Below are 1794 nucleotides of genomic sequence, written 5' to 3' on the forward strand. Positions count from 1 at the left end.
GTAGATAGTCGCAATACTGATAACCTGCGAGCGATGCGCGAAACATCGGTTTATCTGATGGCCGAAGAAACCGGAAATGAAGCAACTCGTCAAATTTATAAAAGTAAAATTAAGCGTTACGTTTCAGCTTTATATAACATCGGTATGGGAGAATGGGATTCAGAAGTTTATCACGGTCACACCTTTGCTCCCTATCTCAATCTCTACGATTTTGCTCAAGATACGGAAGTTAAACAATGGGCAAAAATGGCCTTAGATTGGTTATCCATGGCCGCTAGTGTTAAATATTATCGCGGTGGTTGGGGTGGCCCTGTAAAACGCGATTATGGTGGTAGTAATGGGGCAATGCGATCGGGTGCAGCCCGCACTTTTTGGCTATACTTTGGTGATACTCCCGTCCCCAATAATCGCCCGGAATTGGACTCTCTTTATCTAATTACCAGTGGTTATCGTCCTCCTTTAGCAGTGATGGAATTAGCCCGAAAAAACTTTAATAAACCGGTAGAAATTCTCGCCAGTAAACCCCTGTATGAAAACTGGAAACCGGGCAATAATCAAAGTCCAGGTTATTGGGAAACTCAATTTATCGGGGCTAGTTATCAAATGGGTAGTCTGGCGGGAACTTTCCCCGATGGCGATGTGGCCCCGTTTAAATTAATGGCCTTTAATCAACACAAAGGGGTGGATTTTTTTGTGGCTAACACTGGCAAAAATGGCGTAAAACCGGGCAAAAATCCCGGGGATGAGATCGGACAATATCGTAATCTTTTAATCTGGTTACGACCAGCAGATCAAGCTTTTTTCTGGCAATTACCGAAAACCGCCAAGGTAGAAAAAGATGATAATATCTGGTTTATTCAATTAGAAAAAACTTGGTTAGCTCTGAGATTAATAAATCTTTCTTCTCCTGAAATGATCGAGATTCCTAATTCCCCTTATCCCGATGATAATACCTACCAAGCTTTACCCACAGGTAACAATTATGCGGGTTTTGCTCTGGAAGTGGGGGAAGCGGCAACCCAGGGTAGTTATGAGAATTTCAAGAGCATATTTAAGCAAAAAAGTCAAGTAAATTTAACTCAAATTAACCAAGGCAGCCTCTTATTTAAAGGCAGTCAGGGACAGAGTTTACAATTTACCTATAATCAAGTCAATTTACTGCCGATGTTAATTCGTAACGGTCAAAAGCACGATTGGTCAAAAAATTTCGCCCTTTATAACAGTTTAAGTCGAGATAACTCTCCCGTTTCTTTGGGATGGAAAGAGGGCAAATTAACCGTCAAAGCAGGGAAATATCAATTTTCTAATGCTTTGATTCTGTCTTCTCCTTAAGTTAGATATTCTGGACTATTTATGAGGATTGCTGGATAAATCTAAAAACCTTTTTGGCTAATACTTTTAGACTTTTTGTCAATCAAAAAGTACCAGTTCTGGGAGTGATCGGGGGAAAATTAAGGTACTTTTTCTCTGAAAATTAGGTAATTGATCAGATGAGAATCTGTAAAAACCTACACCCCACACCCCACACCCTGTCCCCACGAAAAACTTTTTCAGCAGACCCTGTTTATGAGGATTGATCAGACCATTTGCGCTTGATTTAAGAATTCTTGCAATTCTTCTCCTTCGATTACTTCGGTGGTCAAAAGATTAGCAGTAATGGACTCTAATAAATTGCGGTTGTGACTGAGAATTGCTAGGGCTTTTTGGTAACTAGCGTCGATAATTTGTTTAACTTCTTCATCGATCGCTTTGGCCGTATTTTCCCCGATCGAACGGCGGGGACTACCCTGATTA

1 protein-coding gene and 2 pseudogenes are annotated in these 1794 nt (G+C 40.7%); 1 reads left to right on the forward strand and 2 read right to left on the reverse strand.

The features are described 5' to 3' along the window. Nucleotides 1-1332 (forward strand): hypothetical protein (locus PX484_RS19640; RefSeq protein ID WP_288105205.1); only part of this gene is annotated, 1332 nt, incomplete at its 5' end. 41 nt (nucleotides 1333-1373) lie between these two features. On the opposite strand, the pseudogene PX484_RS26130 reads toward PX484_RS19640, so the two are convergent. Together PX484_RS26130 and PX484_RS19645 are read right to left on the reverse strand one after the other, a co-directional pair. Next, nucleotides 1374-1557 (reverse strand): annotated as a pseudogene (locus tag PX484_RS26130) (hypothetical protein). A gap of 20 nt (nucleotides 1558-1577) precedes the next feature. Further along, nucleotides 1578-1794, reverse strand: a pseudogene (locus PX484_RS19645) (cell division protein FtsH); the annotation flags it as partial.

The organism is Microcystis sp. M49636_WE2 (assembly GCF_030065375.1).
Classification (GTDB): domain Bacteria; phylum Cyanobacteriota; class Cyanobacteriia; order Cyanobacteriales; family Microcystaceae; genus Microcystis; species Microcystis aeruginosa_C.